Here is a 26181-nt window from a genome sequence, read left to right as displayed (position 1 = left end):
GGGTGTTTGTTAGGGCGCCCTATTGGGGTGAACACCACCCCGGTGGCTAGTATTGAGGCACTGTGGTTCTACTTTCCCTTATTGCGACGCATTCCGATGTTGATCTGGAAACTGTTGCCCGCCTCAGCGCCGGTGCATCCCAGGTCTCCTCCTCCCTGCTCGAAACCGGCTCGCCGGTGTCCGGATCCGTGGTCCTGGCAACCTGCAACCGCTTCGAGGTTTACTGCGAAGCGCGGTCGGAGGCGGACATCGAAGCAGCCCGCTCCGCCGTCGTCGCGGAAATCAGCCGGCACTCCGGACTGAACAAAGACCTGGTGTCGCGCTCCTTCACCACAAACACGGGTGAATCGGTGGCCAAGCACCTCTTCGCCGTGGGCGCCGGACTGGATTCCGCCGTCGTCGGCGAACGTGAAATTGCCGGCCAGGTCCGCAGGGCGCTGATTGAAGCCCAGGAAAAAGGCACAGCCAGCGGCGGCCTGACCAGGCTTTTCCAGACCGCTTCCCGCACCGCCAAAGATGTTGGCGCCCTGACAGCCCTCGGCAAACGGGGGCTTTCCATTGTGTCTGTGGCGCTGGAGCTGGCCACCGATCTGTCAGTGGACATCGACTGGCGCAACAAGTCGGTGGTCGTCTTCGGCACCGGCGCCTACGCCGGGGCCACCATGTCGCTGCTCAAGGAGCGCGGCTGCACCGACATCAGCGTGTATTCCTCCTCCGACCGGGCTGAGTCGTTTACGGCTTCCCGCGGCGGAACACCGCTGACCCGCGATTCGCTTCCCGCCGCCCTTGCCGCCGCCGACGTCGTCATTGGCTGCAGCGGCAGCGACAGCCAGGTCAGCGCAAGGGACATCAGCAGGGTCCGGGCGCACAGCAACAAGCCGCTGATCATCATTGACCTGGCGCTGACCCACGACTTCGAGCCCGCCGTGCGCGAAGTTGAGGGCGTGGACCTGATCACCCTCGAGTCGGTGCGCCTGGCGGCTCCCGCGGAGCAGGCCGAATCCCTGAAGCAGGCCAGCGGGATAGTGGCTGACGCCGCCAAGGCCTTTTCCGAACTGCAGCTAAGCCGGCAGATGGACTCCGCCATTGTGGCCCTGCGCCGGCACACCCTCAACGTCCTGGATTCCGAGCTCGAGAAGGTCCGCGCGCAGCACGGCTGCACCGGTGCCGCCGAGGAAGTGGAATTCGCCATGCGCCGCATGGTCAAGCAGCTGCTGCACGTCCCCACGGTCCGCGCACGCGAGCTCGCTGCCAGCGGACAGCAGGACGACTACATTAAGGGACTCGAAGCCCTGTTCGGCATTACTCCCGATCAGCCGGTTCAGCGCCGTCCCGCGGTTCCGCCGCACGGCAGCCTCTCCGGACACCACGGCGTCCCCGCGGCCGACGACACCGACACCGCGGAGTCCGCCTAGCTCCTTGGGTTCTTGACCCTTCGCCTAATACACCGGCTTTGCCGGCTCAATTTCGCGCACCCACTCCAGGATTCCCCCGGCCACGTTGTAGACGTCCGGGTATCCCCGGCCCCGAAGAAACGCTGTCACTTCGGCTGACCGGACCCCTGACTTGCAGTGGACGTAAAGCTCCCGGCCACGCCCCGGCAGCTGCTCCCCCGAGAGGATGCCGGCCCTTGGCATCAGCACCGCGCCGGGGATGCTCACTATCGCGTGCTCACCGGGTTCCCGGACGTCCAGCAGATCAAAATCCCGGGTCCCGGCACTTCGTTCGGCCAGCAGCCGTTCGAGTTCCCGAACGCCGACGGCGGGGATTTCGGCGTCGCTCCCGCCGGCGGTTGTTCCGCGCGGCGGCAAGCCGCAGAAGGCCTCGTAATCCACCAGCTCGGTGACGGGCACGGCCGCCGGGTCCTTGCGCACCCGAATCTGCCGCCAGACCATATCCAGGGCGTTCAGCACCAGCACCCGGCCCAGCAGGGTGGTCCCGGTGCCGGTAATGAGCTTGATGGCTTCGTTGACCATTACGGATCCGATTTGTGCGCACAGCACCCCCAGCACCCCGCCCTCCGCACAGGAGGGAACGGAACCGGGCGGCGGCGCCTCCGGATAGAGGTCCCGGTAGGTTGGCCCGTACTGTCCCCAGAACACGCTCACTTGACCGTCAAAGCGGAGAATGGAACCCCACACATAGGGTTTACCCAGGATTTCGGCTGCGTCGTTCACCAGGTAGCGGGTGGCGAAGTTGTCGGTGCCGTCCAGGATCAGGTCATAGCCGGCAAAGATCTCCAGCGCGTTGGAGGCATCCAAGCGGACCGGATGCAGCACCACCGTGACCAGGGGATTGAGCTCGAGAACGCTGCGGCGGGCGGACTCGGCCTTGGAACTGCCGACATCGGTTACCCCGTGGATCACCTGGCGCTGCAGATTTGAAAGTTCCACCGTGTCGTCGTCGATGATGCCCAGGGTTCCCACGCCGGCCGCCGCCAGATACAGCAAAGCAGGCGACCCCAGTCCCCCGGCGCCGATCACCAGGACACGCGCGTTTTTCAGGCGCCGCTGGGCCTGGATCCCGAACTCGGGCAGCAGAAGGTGCCGGGAATACCGCAGGGTTTCCTCGTCGCTCAGCCCTTCTGCAGGCTCAACCAGCGGCGGAAGTGCAACATGCTGCTCAGTCATGAATCCCAATCTAGTACCGAATCGCGCAGCGGAAACCTGTTGGACTTATTACCCGCGGGTAAACTGAAATCCGTTATCCGGGCACCTTCGCCCGGTGCCGTTGAGAGGTCCGTACACGTGAGCAGCCAGCAAACCGGCAAATCCACCCGCCTGCCCCGGGAGGAACGCCGCCGCCAGCTGCTGAGCGCCGCGCAGGAAGTCTTTGTCAGCAACGGTTTCCACGGAGCCGCGATGGACGACATCGCCGAAGCCGCGCATGTCAGCAAGCCCGTGCTCTACCAGCACTTTCCGGGCAAGCGCGAGCTGTACCTGGCGCTGCTGGAGAACCATCTGGGGACGCTGACGGAGTTCCTCAACTCCGCGCTGACCTCCACCACGGACAACAAGCTGCGGGTCCGCGAAACCATGCGGGCATACTTCCGCTTCGTGGCCCAGGACAGCCAGGGGCACCGGCTGGTCTTCGAATCGGACCTCACGAACGACGTCGAGGTCAGCGCACGGATTGAGGAGTTCAACGCCCGGTTCGCGAGCAGCATTGCCGGGGTGATCGCTGAGGACACCAAGCTTTCGCCCGTCGAGGCAACCCTGCTGGGCCGCGCGCTTGCCGGAATGGCTCAGGTCAGTGCCCGCTACTGGCTCGAGACCGACGGGGACCTGGACATCGATGCGGCTTCCGAACTTATTTACCGTTTAGCTTGGCGCGGAATCAGCCGGTTCCCCAAGGAGATCTAGAGTAGATTCCGAAGCGGATACATTCGTTAATACAGGAGGCACCACGGTGGAAGTAAAAATCGGTATTCAGAATGTTGGCCGCGAGATTGTCTTTGAGTCGAGCCAGACCGCCGACGCGGTAGCCGATGTGGTGGCTGAGGCCCTCAGCGCCCAGAAGGAACTGCGCCTGAAGGATGACAAGGGCCGGCTCATCATGGTTCCCGCCGGCTCCATCGGCTACGTGGAAATCGGTGCTGAAGAGGTACGGCGCGTCGGCTTCGGCGCCCTCTAGGCTTCGGACAGGAAGATGGCCAGCCTGATTGTTGCCGTTGTTGCCTCTTTGGCAGCCGGTTTCATCGTGTGGGGCGCTGACCGGCGCCGGTCCCGCTATGGCGTCTTCCTGCTCCCGGGGCTTGGCGTGGTGGCCGGGCTGCTGCTGTGGGTGGTGCTGCAGCTGGCCGGTGCCGGGTCCGATCCGGACCTGCACTGGCTCGTCTGGGCCCTGCCCCCGGTGGCTGCCGCCGCCTGCGCGGTGACGACAGCACTCGTCCTGGGCCCGGCGCGCGAGTCGCGGGACAGCGCCGAACTGGAACGTGTCCTGCGCCTCTAGCCTTCGGCTCCTTCGCGCAGATTCGCGCAGGGCCTTCCCGGAATCCTTCGCGCACATCAGGGGCCTTCCCGGAATCCTTCGCGCACATCAGGGGCTCAAGAAGGCGTTCTGAGGCCTTTTGGTCCCCTCATCTGCACGAGAGATGTTTTGATACCCCGTTATCTGCACGATAGATGCTCGGTGGCGGGTTGATACCCCGTTATCTGCACGACAGATGATCCCGATGGCGCCATTGAGGCCATCCGCACGTTAAGGCGCCGCACTTTCAGGCGGTTAGGCCCAGCCGGCTCATGCGGCGCGAGTGGTTCCGGGTCAGCGATGCAAAAAGGGTTTTGACCTCGTCCTCGTAGACGCCCTGCTCAGTGTCCGGCAGCAGCCCTCCCAGCACGGCCCGTTCCAGGACGACCCGCTGCGCCTGGGTCAGTGCTTCTCCGACCAGGCGCCGTCCCCACAGTGCCAGCCGCGAGGACAGCCGCGGATCATCCGCCAGCGCCTGCTGAAGCCTTGCCTCGAGAACGGCGCCGGTTGGTTCGTCCTCCTGCAGCCCAAGCACCAGCTCCGCCGTCTCCGGATCCAGCCGGGATGCAACTGCCTGATAAAAGTCATCGGAAATGCCGTCAGTCACGTAGAACTTCATCAGCGACTCGAACCAGTCGGCCGGCCGCGTCCGGTCGTGGAAGGCATCCACTGACGGCTGGAACGGCCGCATTGCCGTTTCGGGATCCAGCCCGAGGCTCCGGAGATGTCCGGTCACCCGTTCAAAGTGCCCGTATTCGCGGACTGCCAGCCGCCCCAGGACGGTCCGGTCATGCAGGGTGGGCGAAAACCGCGCGTCGGAGGACATCCGCTCGAAGGCCGACAGCTCACCGTAGGCCATGACACCGAACAGGTCGGCGAGGAAGCGGCGGTACAGCTCCGCCGGATCGGGGGAAGGATCCCGCAGATCCGGGCCGTGAGGGGCAGGGGGCTGGGAACGGGTCCGGTTCGTCATGCAGTTCAGCGTACCGCCAGCACCCGGCCGCGCGCCGCACCCGCTCCCAATGCGCTCTCCTTGGCACCCACCGGTTAGACTTGTTGGGTAGTAAAAGGATGCCCGGTCGTCTGATAGACCTTAGCCAGACCCGCAACACCTACGCGATCTTGATATTTTTGGCCGCCGCCCGTGCCCGATGCACCGCGGCGGACCTGCAGTTGTTAGCCCGCGATCGGCTTCCGCTGGACGCATCATGCGCGCGCCATCCGCTCCGGTATGGGCTCTCACAGCCACTCGTCGAGCATGGCGCCGCGATGCCTAACTGAACGGTATTTAATTGAACACTGAACTTCCCCAGGTGGACGACACCCGTCACCTCACCGCTGATGACAGCAACGAAGCTCTGTCCGTGGCCGAAACCCTCGCCACGTCGCAGGCGGCAGCCGAAATTCCCGAACTGACCTTCGCGGACTTCGGCGTCCGCCCCGACATCGTGCAGTCGCTGGCCGAGGCCGGAATCACCCACCCCTTCCCGATCCAGTCCATGACGCTTCCGGTTGCCCTCGGCGGCCACGACATCATTGGCCAGGCCAAGACCGGTACCGGCAAGACGCTGGGCTTCGGCATTCCCGCCATCCAGCGCGTCATCGCCCCGGATGACGAGGCCTATGCCTCCCTTGCCGTGCCCGGCGCACCGCAGGCACTGATTGTGGTGCCCACCCGTGAGCTTGCCGTCCAGGTGGCCGGCGACCTCTCCACCGCGGCCAAGCGCCGCGGCGCCCGCATCGCCACGATCTACGGCGGCCGCGCCTACGAGCCGCAGATCGAATCACTGACCTCCGGCGTGGAGATTGTGGTTGGAACCCCCGGCCGGCTCATCGACCTGTACAACAAAAAGCACCTCTCGCTGAAGAACGTCCGCATCGTGGTGCTCGACGAAGCTGACGAAATGCTGGACCTGGGCTTCCTCCCCGACGTCGAAACCCTGATGGCCGCCACCCCCGCCGTCCGCCAGACGCTGCTGTTCTCGGCCACCATGCCCGGCGCCGTCGTCGCCATGGCACGCCGCTACATGACCAAGCCCACCCACATCCGCGCCGCCGATCCGGATGACGAGGGGATGACCAAGAAGGACATCCGCCAGGTTGTCTACCGCGCCCACAACCTCGACAAGAGCGAAGTGGTGTCCCGCATCCTGCAGGCGGAAGGCCGCGGCCGCACGATCATCTTCACCAAGACCAAGCGCACGGCAGCCAAGCTGTCGGAGGAGCTGACCGACCGTGGCTTCGCCGTAGCCGCCATGCACGGCGACCTGGGCCAGGGTGCCCGCGAACAGGCCATGCGCGCCTTCCGCAACGAAAAGGTGGACGTCCTCGTCGCCACAGACGTCGCCGCCCGCGGTATTGACGTCGACGACGTCACCCACGTCATCAACTACCAGTGCCCCGAAGATGAAAAGACCTACCTGCACCGCGTGGGCCGCACCGGCCGTGCCGGCAACAAGGGCACCGCAGTGACCTTTGTCGACTGGGATGACGTTCCCCGGTGGGGCCTGATCAACAAGGCCTTGGGCCTGGACCAGGCCGAGCCTGTGGAGACCTATTCCTCGTCCCCGCACCTCTACACGGATCTGAACATTCCCGCCGGCACCAAGGGCCGGTTGCCGCGCAACAAGCGCACCCACGCCGGGATTAACGCCGAGCAGATCGAGGATCTTGGCGAAACCGGCAAGAAGAACACCTCGGCGCCGTCCCGTGACGGTGCCCGCGGCGGCGACCGTTCCCGTACCCGGGGTGACCGTCCCCGCAGCAGCGACCGCAACGGTGACCGTCCCCGCAGCAGCGACCGGTCACGCTCGGAAAAGCGGGACGCCCCGCGCCGCTCCGACGTTGAAACCGCTGCCGCACCGGCACAAAAGGCTGAGGCCCCCGCAGCAGCGGCCGGCGCTTCGGCTGACCGTCCCCGCCGCAGCCGTTCCCGCACCCGCCGCCGCAACGGCGAAGTGGTTGGCGGCTCCGCCTCCGCCGCCGAATAGCCGGGCAGCACCACAAGCCCATGAGCACACCCCTCTGGTCGCCGGACGGCAGGTCTATGGTGGTACACGCGGACAACGCCGTGTTCCTGCCGACCCTGCCGGACGGCGCCTTCACCATGATTTATGTGGATCCCCCGTTCAATACCGGCCGGTCGCAGCGGCGGCAGCAGACCACCATGGTCCGCAGCACCGACGGCACCGGTGACCGGGTGGGTTTCAAGGGCCGCAGTTACAGCACGGTCAAGGGCCTGCTTTCGAGCTACGACGACGCCTTCGAGGATTACTGGGCGTTCCTGGAACCCCGACTGGCCGAGGCATGGCGCCTGCTGGCCGACGACGGCACGCTGTACGTGCATTTGGACTACCGCGAGGTGCACTACGCCAAGGTGATGCTCGATGCCCTGTTCGGGCGGGACTGCTTCCTCAACGAAATCATCTGGGCGTACGACTACGGCGGACGGGCGAAGAACCGCTGGCCGGCCAAGCACGACAACATTCTGGTCTACGTGAAAAACCCGGCGGCCTACCATTTCGACAACACCGAAGTGGACCGGGAGCCGTACATGGCCCCGGGACTGGTGACTCCGGAGAAGGTGGCTCTGGGCAAGCTGCCCACCGACGTCTGGTGGCACACCATCGTCTCCCCCACCGGCAAGGAGAAAACAGGCTATCCGACGCAGAAACCGGAGGGCCTGCTACGCCGCACCGTGGCTGCCAGCAGCCGTGAGGGTGACTGGGTCCTGGACTTCTTCGCGGGCTCCGGCACCCTGGGCGCCGTTGCCGCGAAGCTGAACCGCAAGTTTGTCTGCGTGGACGCGAATCCCCAGGCCATCGAGGTGATGGCCAAACGGCTCGGGCACGCAGCCGATCTGGTGACCGCCGAAGCGGTGTCCGCTGCTGCGGCCGGTTTAGACGCGGCGGCGGATTCAGGCGCGGTGGCCCCTTCAGAAGCGGCTGGTTCAGTCGCTGCGGACGATTCAGCCGTTATGACCGCCGACGCCGGATAAGGCAAAGACACGAAACACAAAAAGCGCCGTCCGTGCAGGGATCCCCTGCACGGACGGCGCTTTTATGCTCCCGGCCGGATCTGCCGGGCCTAGATGATGCTTCGTCCTTCGCGGCGTGACTGGACCCAGTCACGGAAGAAGGCGCGGACAATCTGCACCAGGACGCCGGCCACAATGACGGGCCAGACAAGGACGTAGACAGTAAGCCAAATTGTTTCCATCAGTGCTCTCCTTGGATCAGGACTACGGGGGGGGATCAGGGGTGCGGGGTCAGGACTTTGCGGCGGATATCGTCTCCGCGGGGGTGCGGTTGTCGAAGTCCCCGATCCGCTGCTGGATGGTGTCGAAGTCGAAGTTCGATGGATTGCGCACCGACATCAGGAAGCAGATGACCGTGCTTACGGCATAGGCAACAAGGGAACCGGTCAGCACCTCGTAGTCGTGAAGGAAACCCATCACGAACGGAGCCGACACGGCGGCACCGGCGGCTCCGATGAACAGCGCCGGCCTCAGTCCCAGGAAACCGAAGACCATCAGCCCGAGGACTACGCCGATTCCGATGACCGACACGGCATCGAAGACATACCCTGTGGCGCCGTCCATGGAGAACCAGGCAAAGCGCACCGGGATGAACACCGCAAGGGCGGCCAGCACCGAGACGGTGAAAGCACTGTTGGTGACTTTGTCCCAGTAGAAGCTGGCCAGCACAGGGAAGACCAGGGCACCCCAGAGTGCGCCGACGAAGACCAGCAGGTCGAGGATGTTCAGCTGTCCGCTGGCGAAGTAGAGGCCGGCACCGGTGGCCGCCACCATGGACAATCTGCCAATCAGGAGCATGGTCTTGGGATTGGCCTTGCCTCGTTTGGCGATGTTCTGGCCGTAGACGTCAGCCATCATGATGGAGGACAGCGCCGACAAGTCGGAGTCCGCGGTGGAGGAAAGGGAACCAAGGATCATGATGAAAAAGACACCCAGCAGGATCGGGCCGAGGTAGGTGGTGGCCATCTGCGGGATCAGGTTATTGAGGTCATTGTCGACCGGGCTGATTCCCAGGTACAGCGCCATGACGCCGAGCATGCCGATGCCGATGACGGTCGCGCCGTAACCCACAGTGGCGGTGACGAAGGTTTTCTTGATCATGTCCTCACGGACCGCGAACAGCCGCTGGGCAATGGTCTGGTTGCCGATGGCATACGCGAGGACCGCCGCAATGTACGGGGCGCCCTGGTTGAGGAAGGCGTCGGAGGAGAAGAAGTTCGATTGCTGGGGAGTGAGGTTCGCGGCCCCGGCTTCAAACATGGACGGCCCGCCGGCTGCGAAGAAAACCACCGGAATAATGACGACGACGGCGCCGAGCATGGCGACCACCTGGGCAAAATCAGTCAGGACGGAGGCCCGGAACCCGGACCACAGGGTGTACAGCAGGACTCCCGCGGCGACGGCGATTATGCCCTGCTGAAAGCTGAAGGGAGACAGGAGCGCCACCAGGGCGCCGCCGGCAATAAAGTTAGACGTCAGCGAAATGACGCTGCCCACCACATTGGAGCCGGCAAGCATCAGCTGGCTGGATTTCCCGTGCCGGGCCCGCATCACTTCGGCCAGCGTGTGTGCCTTGGGCGCGACCTTACGGATCCGTTTGCCGAAGGGGTAGATAAACAGGATCATCAGGGCGCCCCAGAGCCCGTAGTGGATCGGGCCGGAGATGCCGTAGGTGTAGCCGGAGGTGGCCGAGGCGTACATGGAGGAGGCCCAGATCCACGTGGCTGTCATGCTGGCGGCCGAGACACCGAAACCGACCTTGTTGCCGGCCGTCATATAACCGTCGGCATTCTCATTCTTTTTGCCAATCATTGTGGACATGAAGAATGTCCCGCCGTAAAAAAGGACAAACAGTGTTATTACTGTCCATCCTCCCAGCTGATAAAAATCCACTCCGTCGTTCGGCACAGTTCCCTCTCCTCCGCGCAAAAAACAGCACGGGTAATTGCTGCACTAAGGCCGTCAACCGCATTCCGGCGGGCCAGGACGGCACATGCGCTCAAGCGGTATCCGCTAATCGGAAACCGCTGAAGGGCAGCCGGTCCATCGGGGCAGCAGCGCATACAGCTTCGCAAACAAGCGGTGAGCGTCGGCTCAAACCGCGGCAGGCAGCTGCTTGGCTGCCCGAAGAATGCGCAGGGCATCTCCATCCGACGGCATCCCCCAAGACGTCATCGGACTTTTCAAAGCTAGCAGAGTTATTGTGGCAATTAGAATTACTATGGAATTTCCGGTTGAATTTCCCGGAATTTTTTCCTAGGGATGAACGACTGCGGAGCCGGTGGCCAGCGCCGTAATTTTTTCGAGGACTTCCGGCGCCGTCGTGAATTCGCCGAGCAGATTTGGCTTGCCGGTCCCGTGGTAATCACTGGATCCGGTGACCAGGAGGGAGTTCTCCTGTGCCAGCTTCCGCAGCCAGGCACGTCCTTCCGGCGGGTTGTCCCGGTGGTCGATCTCCACGCCGAGCAGTCCGGCGTCGATCATGTCGTGGAAGGTCTGCTCGCCCACCACGCGTCCCCGTGAGGAAGCCACCGGATGCGCGAACACGGGAACCCCTCCGGCCTGCCGGATCAGTTCAACGGCACGGGCCGGATCCGGGGCGTAATGGGCAACAAAGTAACGTGACCGTGCGGTCAGGATGCCGGAAAAAGCGGCCGACCGGTTGGGGACCACGCCTGCGGCAACCAGGGCATCCGCGATGTGCGGCCGGCCTATGGTCGCTCCCGGGGCAACATGTTCCTGGACGAGCTCCCAGTTGATGGGGAAGTCCTCGGCAAGGCGCTGCACCATCAGCTCCGCCCGCGACACCCGCGCCGTCCGTGACCGGGCAATCTCGGCAAGCAGCTCCGGATGCCCCGGGTCATGCAGGTAGGACAGGACATGGACGCTGATGCCCTCGCTGCTGCGGCATGACACCTCCATGCCGGGCACCAGGGTCAGGCCCAGTCCGCGGGCGGTCCTGGCCGCTTCCTCCCACCCTGCCGTGGAGTCGTGGTCGGTGAGGGCGACGGCGTCCAGGCCCGCGTCCCTGGCGGACCGCATGACGTCCGCCGGCGGCTGGGTTCCGTCGGAAACCGTGGAGTGGGTATGCAGGTCGATTCTCACGTCCTCAATCTACTGGGTTCCGCACCTCCACTTCCCCATTGGCGCCGCAGGGCAAAACAGTAAAGGGTGTTTGGCCGCCCCGGCCGCGCAGTGAGACCATGGAAGGGTGACTACTGATGCGAATCCCCTGACCACCGCCGATACTTCCGGACTCGGGGAGTTGTCCGAAGGGCAGCCCCTGGATGACCGCGTAAACAACCGCTCGCAGAAGCCCTCCAACGAGGCCTACAAGGCGTTCATGGCAACGGGCTGGGCCGACGACGACGCCGAACTGCCGGCTCCGGCTGAAGTGGCGCCGTACGCGGCGAAGCGCCGCCGCGCCCTGTCCGAGCGGTTCCCGGGTGAACGCCTTGTGATCCCCGCAGGCCCCCTGAAGGTCCGCTCCAACGACACCGATTACCGCTTCCGCCCGCACTCCGGCTTCGCGCACCTCACCGGCCTCGGCCTGGACCAGGAGCCGGATGCCATCCTGGTCATGGAGCCGGTGGGACCGGGAACGGGCGACGACGGCGGGAACCACACGGCCGTCCTGTACTTCCGTCCGCTGGCCGGCACTGACAGCGAGGAGTTCTACTCCAACGCCCGTTACGGCGCGTTCTGGATTGGATCCCGCCTGGGCCTGGAACAGGTCAGCGCACTGCTGGACCTTCCCACCCGGCACCTGGACGAAGCCGAAACCGCCATCACCGCCAACGTTGGCGACCCCACGTTTGGCGGAACTTCCGTCCGCCTGCTGCGCAAGGTCGACGAAATGGTTGATGCCCTGGTGGACACCGTCCGCTACAACACCGCCATGGATCCGGAAAACGCGGACCTCAGCGCACTCGATGCCCTCGACGGTGAATTGACCGAGGCGCTGTCCGAACTTCGCCTGATCAAGGACGCCTGGGAAATCAAGCAGATGGAAGCCGCCGTGGCCGCCACTGTCAACGGCTTCACCGAGGTCATCAAGGCCCTGCCGCGGGCCATCTCGCATCCCCGCGGGGAACGCGTTGTTGAAGGCGCATTCTTCGCCCGGGCACGTGAAGAGGGTAACGACCTCGGCTACGACACCATCGCGGCCGCCGGCAACAACGCCACGGTGCTGCACTGGATCCGCAACAACGGTACGGTGAACGCAGGTGAGCTGCTGCTCCTGGACGCCGGGGTGGAAGCGGACAGCCTTTACACCGCTGACATCACCCGCACGGTGCCGGTCAACGGCACTTACTCCCCCGTGCAGCGCAAGATCTACCAGGCTGTGCTGGATGCTGCCGATGCCGGCTTTGCCGCCGCCACGCCCGGCGCGAAGTTCCGCGACGTCCACGCAGCGGCCGTCAAGGTTCTGGCCGAGCGCCTCGACAGCTGGGGCCTGCTGCCCGTTCCGCTCGAGGAAGCACTCTCGGACCAGGGCCAGCAGCACCGCCGCTGGATGCCGCACGGCACCAGCCACCACCTCGGCATGGATGTCCACGACTGCGCCCAGGCCCGCAAGGACTTGTACCTGGACGGGGTCATCACCGAGGGAATGGTCTTCACCATCGAGCCGGGCCTGTACTTCAAGAACGAGGACCTGACCGTCCCCGAGGAGTACCGCGGCATCGGCGTCCGGATTGAGGATGACATCCTGATCACCGCTGACGGTCCCGTCAATCTCAGCTCGGCCCTGCCGCGCAACCCGGAGGACGTCGAAAACTGGATGGCCGGCCTGTACGCCGCCGAATAGCACCAGCGCCTGCACCTAAGCGCAGACGACTGAGGCTCCGCACCCCTGGGGGTGCGGAGCCTCATGTGTTTACGGCTTCCGGCCGCTGGCGCCCAGCGGTTTCTGGCTTCCAGCTGTTGCCGGACCAGCGGTTGCCGGCCCAGCGGTTGCGCTGGCTAGCGGTTGTCCGCGGTGTCGCCCTGGCCGCCGGTGCTGTCCTGATCGGGCGTCCGGCCCGGTGCAGCATCATCCTGGCCGGTGGAGCCGGCTGCGCCGTTTCCTCCCGCGGGAGCATCCGGAGCCGGGGCTGCCGGTGCCGGAGCCGGGGGAAGCCGCACACCGTACTGCGGCCTACCGTCGGGAAGATCGGGGAATTGGCCGCGGGGCACCGATCCGGTCTGCTCCTGCTGTGCCGGGGTCCCCTGGACGCTGTGGGCGCCGGCGGCGTCCTGGCCGGCTCCTTCAGGGCCGGAAGCCGGCTGCTGTGCGCCGGTTGCCGCGCCGTACGGGTTGGCCCAGCTGGCCGGGCGCTCCGGAGCGGCACCCTGCCCGCCCTGCGGACCCTGCTGCGGGTTCTGCCCCTGGTACGGTCCCGGTGCACCCTGGTACGGTCCGGGCGCGCCCTGGCCCTGGTACGGCGGACGGTTCTGCGGCGGGTGGGGATGGCCGTGCTGCCCGATCATCGGCAGCTGCTGGAGCAGCCGGCGGGCATCGTTCGCGGCCTGCGGAGCAACAATGACGTCATAGCTGGTGGCCACCACTTGGCTGATGGACGTGAAATCGCGCCGGCCGCGCTGCAGGGCGTAGGCCAGCACCCCAAACAGCAGCCAGAAGACTGCACCCAGGGCCATGGACGGAATCAGCGAAACGTAGGACTCCCCGCCGGCAAACAGCATGAGCGCCAAACCCACAAACAGGCCAAACCAGGCACCGGTTGCAGCCGATGACAGGGCCACCTTCGGATAGGACAACCGGCCGGTCACCCGCTCCACGGACTTCAGCTCGTTGCCGATAATGGAGACCATCTGGACCGGGAACTTGCTGTCGGCCAGATAGTCCACCGCTTTCTGGGCGTCCAGGTAGGCCGTGTAGCGGCCCACCGTTTCTCCCTGTGGCAGGCTGCGGCCTTCGTCGCGGGGCGGCTTTGAACCGAAGAGGTTAGACATCCTTCCATTCTGTCCCACTTACCGCCCCGGCGGTGGCTGTATCGCTTGAAGTGAACGGCCATCCCGCCGCTGTTTCCCCGCCGGGGCATCCCGCGCCTGCTGCCGGACCCAAATACGGCGGAAGCGCCGGGCACCACGTAGCCTAAGAATGTGAGCAAAAATCCTACCCGTGTCTTTATTGCACGCCTGCTCGGCCTCGATGTCTTTGACCCGCTGGGCGACCGTCTGGGCCGGCTGCGTGACGCCGTCGTGCTGGACCGCGGCCCGGGCCGTCCGCCGCAGGCCGTGGGCATCGTGGTGGAAGTACCGGGAAAGAAACGGGTTTTTGTGCCGATTACCCGCATTACGTCCATGGATCCGGGACAGATCATTTGCACCGGACTGGTCAATCTGCGCCGTTTCGAACAGCGCGGCGCCGAGATGCTGGTGGTGGCCGAACTCTTCGACCGCAAGGTGCTGCTCCGCGACGGCAGCGGAGAGGCAACCATTGAAGACATTGCCATTGAACAAAACCGCGCCGGTGACTGGCACGTTTCCAACCTGTTTGTCCGCCGCGGCGGTTCCCCCTCCCGGCTGCGGTCCCTGCGCCGGCGCGGGGAACCCATCATCATCGACTGGGCGGATATCTTCCACTGGGACATCAGCGGACCGCAGGCGGCCACGCAGTTCGTGGCGCAGAACGATGACCTGAAGGCCGCCGACTTCGCCGAGGCCCTGCATGAGATGAGCGGCAAGCGCCGCATCGAGGTGGCGAGCGAGCTGCAGGACGAGCGCCTGGCCGATGTGCTGCAGGAACTCCCCGACGATGACCAGGTTCAGATTCTGCAGTCACTCGATGTGGAGCGCGCCGCGGATGTGCTCGAGGAAATGGATCCCGACGACGCCGCGGACCTCCTGAATGAGCTTCCCGAGGAGCAAAAGGAAGAGCTGCTGCAGCTCATGGAGCCCGAGGATGCCCGCGATGTGCGGCGCCTGATGCAGTACGAGGAGGATACCGCCGGTTCGCTGATGACTCCCGTGCCGGTGATCCTGCCGCCCGAGGCGACGGTGGCGGAAGCCCTGGCGCATGTGCGCCGGGAGGAGCTGACCCCGGCCCTGGCTTCCTCGATCTACGTGTGCCGCCCGCCGCTGGAGACACCCACGGGGCGGTACCTCGGCGTCGTGCATATCCAGCAGCTGCTGCGGTCCGCTCCCCCGGAGGCGCTGGGGAATATCCTTGATACGGATTTGGAGCCGGTCCGGGACTACGCGAGCATCAGCGAAGTGTCCCGGATGCTCGCCACCTACAACCTCAATTCGCTGCCGGTGGTCAATGACGGCGGCCGCCTCGTGGGGGCGGTGACAGTGGATGACGTCCTGGACCATCTGCTCCCCGATGACTGGCGCGCCTCGGATGACGCCCCCACCGCAACGCAGGGAAGGACACATGGCTGAAAGAGTGAAGTCCCAAACGAGTGGCCTGGACACCCCCAGGACCGCCCGCACCCGCTGGCTGCCGCGGCTGTCCCCTAACCCGGACGCCTTCGGCCACGCCACGGAAAACTTTGCCCGCTTCATGGGCACTCCCACGTTCCTTGTCTACATGACGATTTTCTGTGCCGTCTGGCTGATTTGGAACACCTGGGGACCCGAACCGCTGCGCTTCGACAACGTGGCGCTGGGCTTCACACTGCTGACCCTGATGCTGTCCCTGCAGGCCTCTTACGCGGCTCCGCTGCTGCTGCTGGCCCAGAACCGCCAGGATGACCGGGACCGGGTTTCGGTCCGCCAGGACCGCGAACGGGCCGAACGCAACCTGATGGACACCGAATACCTCACCCGCGAAATCGCCGAACTGCGGATAGCCCTGCGTGAAGTTGCCACCCGCGACTACGTGCGCTCCGAACTCCGCAGCCTGCTCGAGGAACTGCTGGAAGCCAACGACGGCGCCGAGGACGGCCAGGGGCAGCGGCGGCCCGTGCGCCGACGGCACAACGAGTCCGGCAGCACCGACAGCATGCCCAAACTCAATCCGGGCGGGAGGGAAGGCTAAGGCGTGGCGACAGCACAGCACACTGCGGACCATGCCCTGGCAGCCCTGGACGCCGTCATGGACCCCGAGCTCCGCCGCCCGATCACGGAGCTGGGAATGGTCACGGGAGTATCAGTGGACGACGACGGCGTCGCCTCCGTGGGCATTCTCCTGACCATCGCCGGATGCCCGCTTCATGAAACCATCACCGCCGACGTCGAGCGCGCACTCGCCGCCGTTGACGGAGTCACCGCTGTCCGGGTGAACCTGGGCGTCATGAGCGCCGAACAGCGCACGGCGCTCAAGGAAAAACTGCGCGGACCCGGCGGCGCCAAGGATATTCCCTTCAACCGCCCCGGATCGCTGACCCGCGTTTACGCCGTGGCCAGCGGCAAGGGCGGGGTGGGCAAGTCCAGCGTCACGGTGAACCTCGCGGCCGCCATGGCCGCTTCCGGACTGCGCGTGGGAATCGTGGACGCCGATGTGCACGGATTCTCCATTCCCGGGCTGCTGGGCATCACCATGCCGCCCACGCGGGTGGATGAAATGATCCTTCCTCCGGTGGCCTACGGCATCAAGACCATTTCCATTGGCATGTTCGTGGCCGGCAATGCCCCGGTCGCGTGGCGCGGTCCAATGCTGCACCGGGCCCTGGAGCAGTTCCTGACGGACGTCTACTTTGGCGATCTTGATGTCTTGTTCCTTGACCTCCCGCCGGGAACCGGTGATATCGCTATATCCGTAGCGCAGCTCCTGCCGCAGTCGGAGATCCTGGTGGTCACCACGCCCCAGGCGGCAGCCGCCGATGTTGCTGAACGTGCCGGTTCCGTCGCCTCTCAGACCGGGCAAAGCGTGGCCGGAGTCATCGAGAACATGTCCTGGCTGCAGCTGCCCACCGGGGAGCGGATGGAGCTGTTCGGTTCCGGCGGCGGCAGCATCGTTGCCAAACGCCTCAGCGAAACCCTCGGCAAGAACATTGAGCTGCTGGGCAGCATCCCGCTGGATGTCGACCTGCGGACGGGCGGGGATGCCGGAGCGCCGGTGGTGCTGTCGGAATCCGCATCCGTGGAGGGATCGGCGGGAGCGGAACTCCGCCGCATAGCCGCAGCCCTCGCGCGGCGTCCACGCGGGCTGTCCGGACTCAAGCTCGACGTGACGCCGCGCTGACCCGCGGGGTGGCCGCGTAGCCGGAGCTCTTAGGTGGCTTCGGAATCGAAGGGGGCCTTGTCTCCGGTCTGGAGCCGCATCAGCGGCTTGACGGCAGGCGGAGACGTGGGCGCGGCAGCCGTTTCGGCTCCCGGAGCGCGGGTGCTTCCGCGCGGCGCCGCCGGTGCGGGGCGTGCGCTGACCGGCTTTACGGCGTCCTCGAAGTCATCAAGCAGGGCTTCTTTAATAATCCGGCGGGGATCGTATTGCCGCGGATCAAGCTTGCGCCAGTCCACTTCGTCGATTTCCGGACCCACCTCTTCACGAAGCTGGTCCCGGGCTCCGGTGGCCATGCGCCGCAGTTCACGGATCAGCCTGGCCAGCTGAGAGGCGTACTCAGGCAGGCGTTCAGGCCCCAGCACCACCACAGCGAGGATCGCCAGGACGAGCAGCTCATAGCCGTTGATTCCGATCACCTGTGAAGACTACCTTTCCGCCGGCCCTGCAGGCCACTCGCCGGGCGGGAGAGCCCACGCCGCTGCGTCGGGCTCAAGGGTGCGTTCCTGTTCCACTCATGACTGAGAGTCCCCGCTGGATGCGGTCCCAAAGCCCCTGCGCAGTGTCGGGTATGTGCCGGACCAGGCGGGATGATTCGGTCAGCGAGATCTCGCTGACGGCGTCTTCCAGCACCTGGCCGTCCGGTGCCGCATTGATGGAGTACGTCACCCGCGGTGATGCGACCACCGCTTGCTGCGGGCGCTGCGGGTGGACCCATACCTCCGGCCGGCCCAGGCCCCGCTTCTCGTCCCGCAGGACAAATCCTTCATCGGTGACAGGATGTCCGCTGAAGCCGTCCACTGCCGGTTCCCGGGTCCCGCCGTCCGGACGGATCTCGTAGACCGTTACCGAGCCGCCGTTGCCCTCCAGCGTCATCAGCACCGCCGGCTGCCCGTCCACCTGGACGGAATGCGCGGCTACCAGGGACATTCCCACCGCCTGGAGTTCCGGGCAGGCCCAGCCGTGGGTCCTCAGGGCGTCGATCTGTTCGCCCGTGAGTTCGTGGGCGTCACCGCCGGTCACCTCGCTCCAGCCAGCCGCCATTCCCGGCGCCGATCCGGTCAGCGCCGCGTCTGTGGACCACCCTCCCAGCAGGTATGCGGTGGAAAGGACCAGGCCGACGGCGGCTGCCGCCCCTGCAGCGAAGACGGCGCCGCGGTGCCGGCGCCTGCCGGTGCGGGCGGGCGCGTCGGCGTAACCGTGCACCGTTTCGGTTCCCCGGTGTGCCGTCTGTTCAAAGTGCTCCCGCAGTTCCGGGCCGGGCCTGGGGATTTCCGCTGACCGCAGGCGGCTCTGGGAGCGCCGCTGCCGGGCGGCTTCCGCGCGGCAGGTGCTGCAGCGCGCCAGGTGGGCCTGGACCGCAGCGGCCCGGGAGGGGCTGGTTTCATTGTCCAGGAACTCCCGCAGGAGGCGTTTGGGATGTCGCATGGGATCAGCTGGCGCCCGCCACGCGTGGGAGGGCCAGCCGGGACCCGGGTCCGCGCCGCAGCTGCGGGTCACGGTGCGCCAGTTTCTCTTTCAGCATGGTGCGGCCCCGGTGGATCCGGGACCGTACGGTGCCGAGTTTGACGCCCAGGGCGCGGGCCACTTCATCGTAGGAAAGCCCCTCAAGGTCGCACAGGACAACCGCAGCGCGGAAATCCGGCGGAAGTTCATCCAGGGCCCGGGTGATGTCTACGTCAAGATTGTTGAATTCGAAGCTGCGTTCCGGCCCGGGGCCGTTGCTGGGCAGGCGGCTCTCCGCTTCTTCGCTCATGCCGTCAAAACGGATGCGGCTCTTGCGGCGCGCCTGGTCAAGGAACAGATTCGTGGTGATGCGGTGCAGCCAGCCGTCCAGGGTGCCGGGCTGGAAGTTCTCCAGGGACCGGAAGACGCGGACAAAAACTTCCTGGGTGAGATCTTCGGCGTCGTGCCGGTTTCCCGTGAGCCGGTACGCCAGGCGGTAAACTTTCGCTGAGTGCGCCGTCACCACCTCTTCCCAGGTGGGCCTCACCCACTCGGATTCAGCCGATCCGGCGTCTGCCACTGAAGGTGTCGTCGTCATGGTCTTCCCTCCTTCCCCTGGCCGCTGTGATCCGCCGGGAGGACGAACCAATCCCCGGTGCTGTTTCCTGCATAATTATGTTGACGCATCAATCTGGGAATTCTCTGTTAGCACGCGTAAGGCGGGTGCACAAGGGCAGTTCCCGCCCCCGTTGCGGCGGCACGCCCCACGGGAAATGCGGGCGGACAGCCGCCGGGCCCTAAGCTTGACTGAGCACCCTTCCCCTCTTAATGAAAGTGACACCGATGAGCGCCGACAAGCAGACCAGCTGGTCCTACACGGAGGGGCTGCCCTTCGAGGACGAAGTTCTGCTGCGTGCGCGGGAGCGCTCCTATGAGCTCGGTGTTTCTCCGGTTTCCACCGGCGTGGGAGCCGCCCTGACCGTGCTCGCCGCCGCTTCCAAGGCGCAGACCGTGGTGGAGGTGGGCACCGGAGCCGGTGTTTCCGGCGTCTGCCTGCTCCGTGGACTCGGACCGCAGTCGGTGCTGACCACCATCGACTCGGACGTGGACCATCTGCGGGCTGCACGCGAGGCATACCGGGAAGCCGGCGTGCCGGGGAACCGGACACGGACCATTTCCGGGCGTGCGGCCGAGGTCCTCCCCCGGCTCACCGACGGAGCGTATGACATGGTGTTCATCGACGCGGATAAGCCGTCGTTTCCGCTCTACGTGACGCAGGCGGTCCGCCTCCTCAAGCGCGGCGGACTGCTGGTGGTCAACGACGCGCTGGACCACGGCAAGGTGTCAGATCCCGCCGTGCGGGAAGCAACCACCAACATTATGCGCAAGGTAGGCAAGGCCATCCGGGAGAACGAGGCGCTCGTTTCATCCCTCCTTCCCACCGGGGACGGCCTGCTGCTGGCCGTAAAGACCGGCAGCTAGGACCGTTTCAGCTCCCCTTCGCCGCATCCCTGAGATAGGAAATCAGCAGCCGGGTTCCAAATCCGGTGGCGCCCTTGGAAACCTCGTGGGAATCCGATCCGGCGCGCATGGGTCCGGCAATGTCGATGTGCGCCCAGGGCACTCCGTCGACAAACTTCTCCAGGAACAGCGCTGCCACGATGGCACCGGCACCGAACTTCAGGGCCGGAGGCGCCACATGTGCCAGGTCTGCTGTTACCGATTCGAGGGCGTACTCATACTCGTGAACCAGCGGCAGCTGCCAGACCCGGTCACCGGAAGTGCGTCCCGCCTTTTCCATCCCTGCCAGCAGCTGCGCTGAGTTGGCAAACAACGCTCCGTACTGCTGGCCCAGGCCCAGAGCGGCCGCTCCGGTCAGGGTGGCCACATCCAGCAGCACATCCGGTGCCAGTTCAGCCGCCGCATACGCCAGGGCGTCGGCCAGGACCATCCGGCCCTCGGCATCCGTGTTGCCGATCTCAACGGTTGTTCCGTTGTACGTGTCCACCACGTCTCCGGGACGGTACGCGGACCCGCCGATGGCGTTCTCGGCCAGCGCGAGCACGGCTGTCACACGGTATGGAAGCTTCAGTTCCGCCGCAGCCTCAACTGCGGCCAGCACGACGGCGGCCCCGGCCATGTCCATTTTCATGGCCATCATGGCGTCGCGGGGCTTGAGGGAAATTCCCCCTGAGTCGAAGGTGATGCCCTTCCCGGTCAGCACCACGTGTTCACCGTCCCCGGACTCCGGCTGGTAGGAAACCTGCACCAGGCGGGGCGGATGGGCGGATCCGGAACCGACGGCAAGCATCCCGCCAAATCCGCGCCGCAGCAGTTCAGCCTCGTCCAGCACAGATACTTCCAGGCCAGCACGGGCGGCTACGGCACGGCTTTGCCCGGCCATCCACTCGGGGGTTGCGACGTCGGGCGGCAGATTGGTCAGGTCCCTCGCCAGCCACACGGCACGGGCAGTGATTTCGGCGATGTTCAGGGCTTCCGGGTCCAGCCCGGTTACTTCCATTTTCCGGGCCATCGGCGGGCCGGCCGGAGTCTTTCCGCGGCGGGGTGCCGTGTATCCGCCCAGGAGGAAGCCCTCCACAAAGGCCTGCTGAGCGGCAGGGTCCAGTCCGTCGACCACCGCGGCGCGGATCAACTGCGCGCCCCGGGTTGCCCGGGCCAGGGCGGCACCGGCGCGGCGCATGCTCTGCACCGACTCATCGCCGACACCGAGGAAAATCAGTTTCGCCGGCAAGCTGCCCTCCTTCGCGGAGGGCGGCCCCACCAGCAGTGTCTCGCCGGCTTTGCCGGTGACTCCCGCAGTGGCTGCCCGGGCAGCCACATCCACCTCGTATCCGAGCGCCGTTTCCACTGCGCCCCGGCGCGGCTGCGGGGTTGGATGCAGCGCTTCCTCGGTGTCCTCCCGGACTGTTGTCTGGGGAGCAGCCGCAATGGCCGCCACCAGGACATCGACACCTTCATCGGGTCCCGGCTGCAGCCCGGTACCGGCGGTGGGGTCGCCGGCACGCCGCTGCAGCGGCTCCAGCGCGGACACGGCGGTCATCACCGAGTTCGCCGCCCCGTGCCCGTTGACTGCCCCGGCTGGCCCGGCTGCCCCGGCCGCCTGGGAGAATCCTCTGGGAACTCGCTGCATCGTTTCGTTTCCTAGCTCGTGGCGCCCAGCAGGCAGTCTTTGAGCTTTCCGGCTTCCTCGGCGTTCAGCTCCACGACCAGCCGTCCGCCGCCGTCGATCGGCACCCGAAGGATGAGGCTTCGCCCCTCCTTGGTGACCTCCATTGGTCCGTCCCCTGTGCGCGGTTTCATTGCAGCCATGTTCCAGTTCCCCTTTCACAGTGCGCTGCGGGTTGCCCCCCAGTCACATGTAATCCTCTGTCGCACGGCCTCAAACCAGCTCCGGCGGCAATTGCCCTTCATTATTCCGTACAAACATCATGCAAACGAAATTTCGTGTGTTCCCCGCCACAGGATCAGGGTGGATAATCTCCTCCGCCGGGAAGCGGAGTCCATCGCCAGAGCCATGCGACCCATACGATCTGGAGAATCAGGAACGCCGCGGTCACGGTCCACCGGTAGGCCCGGGATGTGCTCAGGAACGCCAAGGCCAATCCCAGGGGGAACAGCGGCAGCAGGAGCCGGAAAGTGCTCGTCAGCGGGTTCAGGAAGGCAAACAGGTACATCAGGTACGCCCCGCACCACACCTGGAGTTCAACACCCAGCCGGCGCACCGGACCGGAAGTGAGCCACAGGATGGTCAGGACCACCAGCACCGCCAGCGCCGCCGGCCCCATGACCGGACCAAAGAGCCGCTCAGCCTCGTCAAACCAGGGTTTGAACAGCAGCAGGCTGTCGCCCCGCCAGGCGGTCTCCGTGTCCGTGTAGGCCCGCAGGTCCCCCGTCACCGCCCAGGCCAGGGCGGGCCAGGCCAGGGCGCCGACTCCGGAGGCCAGACCCAGCACGATCATCCGCCAGGTCTCGGCCAGGGAGAACGGTTCGGTCCGGCGCCGAATCCAGCGGCGGACAAAGAGCACCAGCATCATCACTGCAAAAGCCACCCCCACCGGGCGGGACAGGCACATCACCAGCACCACCGGCACCGCGGCCAAATATCGGCGCTGCACCAGCAGATACAGCGCCGCGGCGAGCAGGAGCAGGTTCAGCGATTCGGCGTAGGGCACCTGAAGGACCGGCGACACCGGATTGACCGCCACGAACACCACACCCCACAGTGCGGTGCCGGCCGACGCGCGGAGTGTGAAGAGCCGGTACACCATCAGCGCCGCAGCGAATCCCGCGGCCGTGGCGACTAGCGGGGCCAGCACTTCCCAGCCCAACCCCGTCACGGCCGCGAGCGCCCGGACCAGGTAGGGAAAGAGTGCGTAGAACGCCCACTCGTTCTCCTGGGCGCGTCCGGTGGCGTCCCGCGGCACTTCCGACGGATACCCGCCGGCAAAGATTTTCCCGTACCACTCGCTGTCCCACGCGCCAATGAACTGCAGATAGGACGGAGTACCCTCCCAGCCCCAGGGGTTCAAACCCTGCTGCGCGGCCACCGCCATGAACAGGGCATAGGAAAAGAGGCGCGCCAGGGCCCATACGGCCAGCACCTTGCCGTACCAGGGCCAGCGGCCAAAAACACCGGCAGCGGCGGCAGCGGCGGCCCCGGCAACGCGGTTGGGCCGCGACGCCGGTGGGTTCTCCTGTTCCACGGACGTCCTACCCTCCATCGCGCACCCAGCAGCTTTCCAAGTGGTCGTTGACGTAACCGGCGGCCTGCTGCATGGCGTAAGCAGTGGTGGGACCGACAAAGCGGAATCCACGCTGCTTCAGGGCCTTGGCGAGTGCAGCGGATTCGGCGGTTGACGCGGGAACATCCGCCAGGGTCCGGGGTACCGGGCGCGGCCGGTTCGGAACGTGTTCCCGCAACAGCCGGTCCAGGCTCTCGCCCTCGGGCAGCTGCAGCAGCGCCTGGGCATTGGCAATGACGGCGTTGATCTTGGCGCGGTTACGGACAATTCCCGCGTCGGCCATCAACCGCTCCCGGTCCGCGTCGGTGAAGGTGGCAACCACGGCGGGATCGAAGTCTGCGAACGCCTTCCGAAACGCCGGCCGCTTGCGCAGGATGGTGATCCAGCTCAGCCCGGACTGAAAGGCCTCAAGGCTCAGCCGTTCAAAAAGTGCCGCCTCCCCGCTCACCGGACGGCCCCACTCCCCGTCATGGTAGAGCTGGTAATCCGGGCTGGTGACGGCCCAGGGACAGCGCAGTAAACCGTCAGTGCCGGCCGCGGCGTTCATGAACGCGCTCCCGGCTCTTCCGTCCGGCCTCCCGGAGGATTCCGGAGGGCGGCAAGCTCGGCATCCCGCTCGGCGAGCGCCGTGGCCAGTCTCGCCAGGACCTCGTCCACCTGGTCCATCCGGTATCCCCGCAGCGCAACGGAAAACCTCAGCCGCCCAATATCGGATGCCTGGACGTGATCCGGGAGCAGGACCGGCGGCAGCCGCGGGTCAGGTTCCGCCAGTCCGGGATCCCCCGTTCCCCCCGCTCCGGGAAGGGCCCGGGCCGCGGCGGTTCCTTCCGGATGGGCCGTGGATCTGCGGCGCGCCGGAAGCCCGGTGGCTGCCAGCGCCACAGCCCCTGCGGCAAGGACTGCCAGGAAGACCAGGAATGTTGTCACAGGACCATCGTGCCAGACGGGACGGCTGCCCCGGGCCGCTACGGCGAGACGTGCCCGGCGCTGTCAGCGATCATCAGGCGCACGGCTTCCGCCGGATCATCCACCACGTGGATCAGGTCGAGGTCCTTGGCCGAGATCATGCCCTCGGCCAGCAGGGTGCCCCGCACCCAGTCCATGAGCGGGCTCCAGAAGTCGGTGCCAATCAGGACAATCGGGAAGGACGTGACCTTTTGGGTCTGCACCAGGGTCATGGCTTCGAACAGTTCATCCATGGTTCCGAACCCGCCCGGAAGGACGATGAATCCCTGGGCGTACTTGACGAACATTGTCTTGCGCACAAAGAAGTACCGGAAGTTGATCCCGAGGTCCACCCAGTCGTTCAGGCCGGTCTCAAAGGGAAGCTCAATGCCCAGGCCCACCGACAGCCCGTCAGCTTCCACCGCCCCCTTGTTCGCCGCCTCCATGGACCCCGGACCGCCGCCGGTAATCACCGCCAGTCCCTCCTCGGCAAGCAGCCGCCCCACTTCCTCGCCGAGTTTGTAGTACGGCGAGCCGGGGGTGCTGCGGGCTGAGCCGAACACGCTGACCGCCGGGCCCAGCTCGGACAACGTGCCGAAGCCCTCCACAAACTCGCTCTGGATGCGCAGCACCCGCCACGGATCGGTATGCGTGAAATGCGTCTGATCGCTGCCGTCCAGCAGGTACCGGTCCGACTGCGGCGCGGCAGCCTGCGCCCGGCGCAGTTCCACGGGCCCCCGCTTCCGGGGCGTGCCGATACGGGGACGTGACGTGTTGTCGCTGAATTCCATGCTTCAAGGGTAAGCACAGGCGTGGCCACGGTCTCACACCCCCCGGGGTACGTGTTTGGTTGCTCTTGCGTCACGATTGCGGAGAAATTGTGGACTATGACACATAGTGGACACAATCATTGGCTATCTTCTTCTTATGACCCGTGACACACCCGAAGGCGCAATGCCTGATTCTGCACTGACTGATTCTGCATCGCCTGATTCTGCTGCTCCTCTTGTCTCGCTCAAGAACGTCAATAAGCACTTTGGGGACCTGCACGTCCTGCAGAACATCAACCTCGACGTAGCCCGCGGCGAAGTAGTCGTAGTGATCGGCCCGTCCGGTTCCGGAAAGTCCACTCTCTGCCGTGCCATCAACAGGCTCGAGACCATCGACGACGGCGAAATCGCCGTTGACGGCAAAGTCCTGCCTGCAGAGGGCAAGGCACTCGCGAAGCTGCGCGCCGACGTCGGCATGGTTTTCCAGTCCTTCAACCTCTTTGCCCACAAGACCATCCTCGACAACGTGTCTCTGGGTCCGGTCAAGGTCAAGGGAATGAAGTCAGCAGAAGCGAAAAAGCTGTCGATGGACCTGCTGGAACGGGTGGGAGTTGCCAACCAGGCGAACAAACTTCCGGCCCAGCTGTCCGGCGGTCAGCAGCAGCGCGTGGCGATTGCCCGGGCGCTCGCCATGAAGCCGAAGGTCATGCTCTTCGATGAGCCCACTTCGGCCTTGGACCCGGAAATGATCAACGAAGTCCTGGACACCATGGTCGGCCTGGCCAAGGAGGGCATGACCATGATCGTTGTCACCCACGAGATGGGCTTCGCCCGCAAGGCGGCGGACCGCGTGGTGTTCATGGCCGACGGACAGATCGTCGAAGAGGCCACTCCGGAGGAGTTCTTCACCAATCCCAAGAGCGACCGTGCCAAGGACTTCCTGGGCAAGATCCTCGCCCACTAGATTCACCGTTTCAGATTCACCGAATAACGAAGCACCGGATCCACTTATATTCACCCGGATCCACACGTTGGGGGCAACCCCTTGAAGCAAGGCCAGCCCGTCCGGTTGGGCCGCTAAAC

27 protein-coding genes are annotated in these 26181 nt (G+C 65.6%); 12 read left to right on the top strand and 15 right to left on the bottom strand.

Annotated features, from left to right (window positions below; translation table 11 throughout):
- The first annotated feature begins 62 nt into the window (after positions 1-62).
- The gene (locus tag AAE021_RS02195) at positions 63-1415 is read left to right on the top strand and encodes a glutamyl-tRNA reductase (RefSeq protein ID WP_342024035.1); all 1353 of its coding nucleotides are present in this window, start codon (positions 63-65) and stop codon (positions 1413-1415) included.
- Between the two features lie 24 nt (positions 1416-1439).
- Here the strand turns inward: AAE021_RS02195 and moeB are convergent, their stop codons facing one another.
- Positions 1440-2630, bottom strand: a complete 1191-nt coding sequence (moeB, locus tag AAE021_RS02190; RefSeq protein ID WP_342024034.1) for a molybdopterin-synthase adenylyltransferase MoeB — start codon at positions 2628-2630, stop codon at positions 1440-1442.
- Positions 2631-2747: 117 nt separating this feature from the next.
- Between moeB and AAE021_RS02185 the strand changes: the two genes are divergently transcribed.
- Genes AAE021_RS02185 through AAE021_RS02175 form a run of 3 tightly spaced genes read left to right on the top strand, consistent with a single transcriptional unit; the run spans position 2748 to position 3951 of the window.
- Positions 2748-3362, top strand: coding sequence for a TetR/AcrR family transcriptional regulator (locus AAE021_RS02185; RefSeq protein WP_342024033.1), 615 nt, complete (start codon positions 2748-2750; stop codon positions 3360-3362).
- 46 nt (positions 3363-3408) lie between these two features.
- Positions 3409-3633, top strand: a complete 225-nt coding sequence (locus tag AAE021_RS02180) for a DUF3107 domain-containing protein (RefSeq protein ID WP_342024032.1) — start codon at positions 3409-3411, stop codon at positions 3631-3633.
- A gap of 15 nt (positions 3634-3648) precedes the next feature.
- Entirely contained in the window at positions 3649-3951 is a 303-nt protein-coding gene (locus AAE021_RS02175; protein WP_342024031.1) for a hypothetical protein, read from the top strand.
- A 265-nt stretch (positions 3952-4216) separates the two neighbouring features.
- Here the strand turns inward: AAE021_RS02175 and AAE021_RS02170 are convergent, their stop codons facing one another.
- Complete coding sequence (locus AAE021_RS02170; protein WP_342024030.1) at positions 4217-4942, bottom strand: ferritin-like fold-containing protein; 726 nt, start codon at positions 4940-4942, stop codon at positions 4217-4219.
- Positions 4943-5261: 319 nt separating this feature from the next.
- On the opposite strand from AAE021_RS02170, the gene AAE021_RS02165 reads away from it, so the two are divergent.
- Positions 5262-6959 (top strand): DEAD/DEAH box helicase, encoded by a 1698-nt coding sequence (locus AAE021_RS02165; RefSeq protein WP_425362435.1) that lies wholly within the window; start codon positions 5262-5264, stop codon positions 6957-6959.
- A 20-nt stretch (positions 6960-6979) separates the two neighbouring features.
- Positions 6980-7966: a site-specific DNA-methyltransferase gene (locus AAE021_RS02160; protein ID WP_342024029.1), complete on the top strand. Its 987-nt coding sequence runs from the start codon at positions 6980-6982 to the stop codon at positions 7964-7966.
- A gap of 89 nt (positions 7967-8055) precedes the next feature.
- On the opposite strand, the gene AAE021_RS02155 is transcribed toward AAE021_RS02160, so the two are convergent.
- The 3 genes from AAE021_RS02155 to AAE021_RS02145 form a co-directional block, all read right to left on the bottom strand.
- Entirely contained in the window at positions 8056-8187 is a 132-nt protein-coding gene (locus AAE021_RS02155) for a putative transporter small subunit (RefSeq protein ID WP_342024028.1), read from the bottom strand.
- A gap of 49 nt (positions 8188-8236) precedes the next feature.
- On the bottom strand, positions 8237-9826 hold the full coding sequence (locus AAE021_RS02150) for a sodium:solute symporter family protein (RefSeq protein ID WP_342024027.1): 1590 nt from the start codon (positions 9824-9826) through the stop codon (positions 8237-8239).
- A 435-nt stretch (positions 9827-10261) separates the two neighbouring features.
- Entirely contained in the window at positions 10262-11110 is an 849-nt protein-coding gene (locus AAE021_RS02145; protein WP_342024026.1) for a PHP domain-containing protein, read from the bottom strand.
- Positions 11111-11216: 106 nt separating this feature from the next.
- Between AAE021_RS02145 and AAE021_RS02140 the strand changes: the two genes are divergently transcribed.
- Complete coding sequence (locus AAE021_RS02140) at positions 11217-12815, top strand: aminopeptidase P family protein (protein ID WP_425362434.1); 1599 nt, start codon at positions 11217-11219, stop codon at positions 12813-12815.
- A gap of 155 nt (positions 12816-12970) precedes the next feature.
- On the opposite strand, the gene AAE021_RS02135 is transcribed toward AAE021_RS02140, so the two are convergent.
- Positions 12971-13960, bottom strand: a complete 990-nt coding sequence (locus AAE021_RS02135) for a general stress protein (RefSeq protein WP_342024025.1) — start codon at positions 13958-13960, stop codon at positions 12971-12973.
- Positions 13961-14110: 150 nt separating this feature from the next.
- On the opposite strand from AAE021_RS02135, the gene AAE021_RS02130 reads away from it, so the two are divergent.
- Genes AAE021_RS02130 through AAE021_RS02120 form a run of 3 tightly spaced genes read left to right on the top strand, consistent with a single transcriptional unit; the run spans position 14111 to position 17138 of the window.
- Positions 14111-15394, top strand: coding sequence for a magnesium transporter (locus tag AAE021_RS02130; RefSeq protein WP_152219534.1), 1284 nt, complete (start codon positions 14111-14113; stop codon positions 15392-15394).
- Positions 15387-15992 carry a DUF1003 domain-containing protein gene (locus tag AAE021_RS02125; protein ID WP_342024024.1) on the top strand — a complete coding sequence of 202 codons (606 nt, stop codon included), beginning with the start codon at positions 15387-15389 and terminating at the stop codon, positions 15990-15992. The genes AAE021_RS02130 and AAE021_RS02125 overlap by 8 nt, the downstream gene beginning before the upstream one ends.
- A gap of 57 nt (positions 15993-16049) precedes the next feature.
- The gene (locus tag AAE021_RS02120; protein ID WP_342025284.1) at positions 16050-17138 is read left to right on the top strand and encodes an Mrp/NBP35 family ATP-binding protein; all 1089 of its coding nucleotides are present in this window, start codon (positions 16050-16052) and stop codon (positions 17136-17138) included.
- Positions 17139-17167: 29 nt separating this feature from the next.
- Here the strand turns inward: AAE021_RS02120 and AAE021_RS02115 are convergent, their stop codons facing one another.
- The 3 genes from AAE021_RS02115 to sigE form a co-directional block, all read right to left on the bottom strand.
- Entirely contained in the window at positions 17168-17593 is a 426-nt protein-coding gene (locus AAE021_RS02115) for a sec-independent translocase (RefSeq protein ID WP_342024023.1), read from the bottom strand.
- A 73-nt stretch (positions 17594-17666) separates the two neighbouring features.
- Positions 17667-18602, bottom strand: coding sequence for a zf-HC2 domain-containing protein (locus tag AAE021_RS02110; protein ID WP_342024022.1), 936 nt, complete (start codon positions 18600-18602; stop codon positions 17667-17669).
- Between the two features lie 4 nt (positions 18603-18606).
- Complete coding sequence (sigE, locus tag AAE021_RS02105) at positions 18607-19218, bottom strand: RNA polymerase sigma factor SigE (RefSeq protein ID WP_342024021.1); 612 nt, start codon at positions 19216-19218, stop codon at positions 18607-18609.
- A gap of 245 nt (positions 19219-19463) precedes the next feature.
- Between sigE and AAE021_RS02100 the strand changes: the two genes are divergently transcribed.
- On the top strand, positions 19464-20102 hold the full coding sequence (locus AAE021_RS02100) for an O-methyltransferase (RefSeq protein WP_342024020.1): 639 nt from the start codon (positions 19464-19466) through the stop codon (positions 20100-20102).
- Between the two features lie 7 nt (positions 20103-20109).
- Here AAE021_RS02100 and AAE021_RS02095 read toward each other — a convergent pair whose 3' ends face one another.
- The 6 genes from AAE021_RS02095 to AAE021_RS02070 form a co-directional block, all read right to left on the bottom strand.
- Positions 20110-21771: a leucyl aminopeptidase family protein gene (locus AAE021_RS02095; RefSeq protein WP_342024019.1), complete on the bottom strand. Its 1662-nt coding sequence runs from the start codon at positions 21769-21771 to the stop codon at positions 20110-20112.
- An 11-nt stretch (positions 21772-21782) separates the two neighbouring features.
- Complete coding sequence (locus tag AAE021_RS02090; RefSeq protein WP_152219550.1) at positions 21783-21950, bottom strand: DUF3117 domain-containing protein; 168 nt, start codon at positions 21948-21950, stop codon at positions 21783-21785.
- Positions 21951-22105: 155 nt separating this feature from the next.
- On the bottom strand, positions 22106-23344 hold the full coding sequence (locus AAE021_RS02085) for a hypothetical protein (RefSeq protein WP_342024018.1): 1239 nt from the start codon (positions 23342-23344) through the stop codon (positions 22106-22108).
- Positions 23345-23351: 7 nt separating this feature from the next.
- A complete protein-coding gene (locus AAE021_RS02080) occupies positions 23352-23930 on the bottom strand; it encodes a DNA-3-methyladenine glycosylase I (RefSeq protein ID WP_342024017.1) in 579 nt (192 codons plus the stop codon).
- Entirely contained in the window at positions 23927-24310 is a 384-nt protein-coding gene (locus tag AAE021_RS02075) for a DivIVA domain-containing protein (RefSeq protein WP_342024016.1), read from the bottom strand. Before AAE021_RS02075 ends, AAE021_RS02080 begins: the two co-directional genes overlap by 4 nt.
- Before the next feature lie 38 nt (positions 24311-24348).
- Positions 24349-25119, bottom strand: coding sequence for a TIGR00730 family Rossman fold protein (locus AAE021_RS02070; protein ID WP_342024015.1), 771 nt, complete (start codon positions 25117-25119; stop codon positions 24349-24351).
- Between the two features lie 163 nt (positions 25120-25282).
- Here AAE021_RS02070 and AAE021_RS02065 point away from each other — a divergent pair, with 163 nt between their 5' ends.
- The gene (locus tag AAE021_RS02065) at positions 25283-26062 is read left to right on the top strand and encodes an amino acid ABC transporter ATP-binding protein (RefSeq protein ID WP_342024014.1); all 780 of its coding nucleotides are present in this window, start codon (positions 25283-25285) and stop codon (positions 26060-26062) included.
- Positions 26063-26181 lie beyond the last annotated feature (119 nt).

It is taken from the genome of Arthrobacter citreus (genome assembly GCF_038405225.1).
Classification (GTDB): domain Bacteria; phylum Actinomycetota; class Actinomycetes; order Actinomycetales; family Micrococcaceae; genus Arthrobacter_B; species Arthrobacter_B citreus_A.
This window is presented reverse-complemented; position numbering and strand designations above follow the sequence as displayed.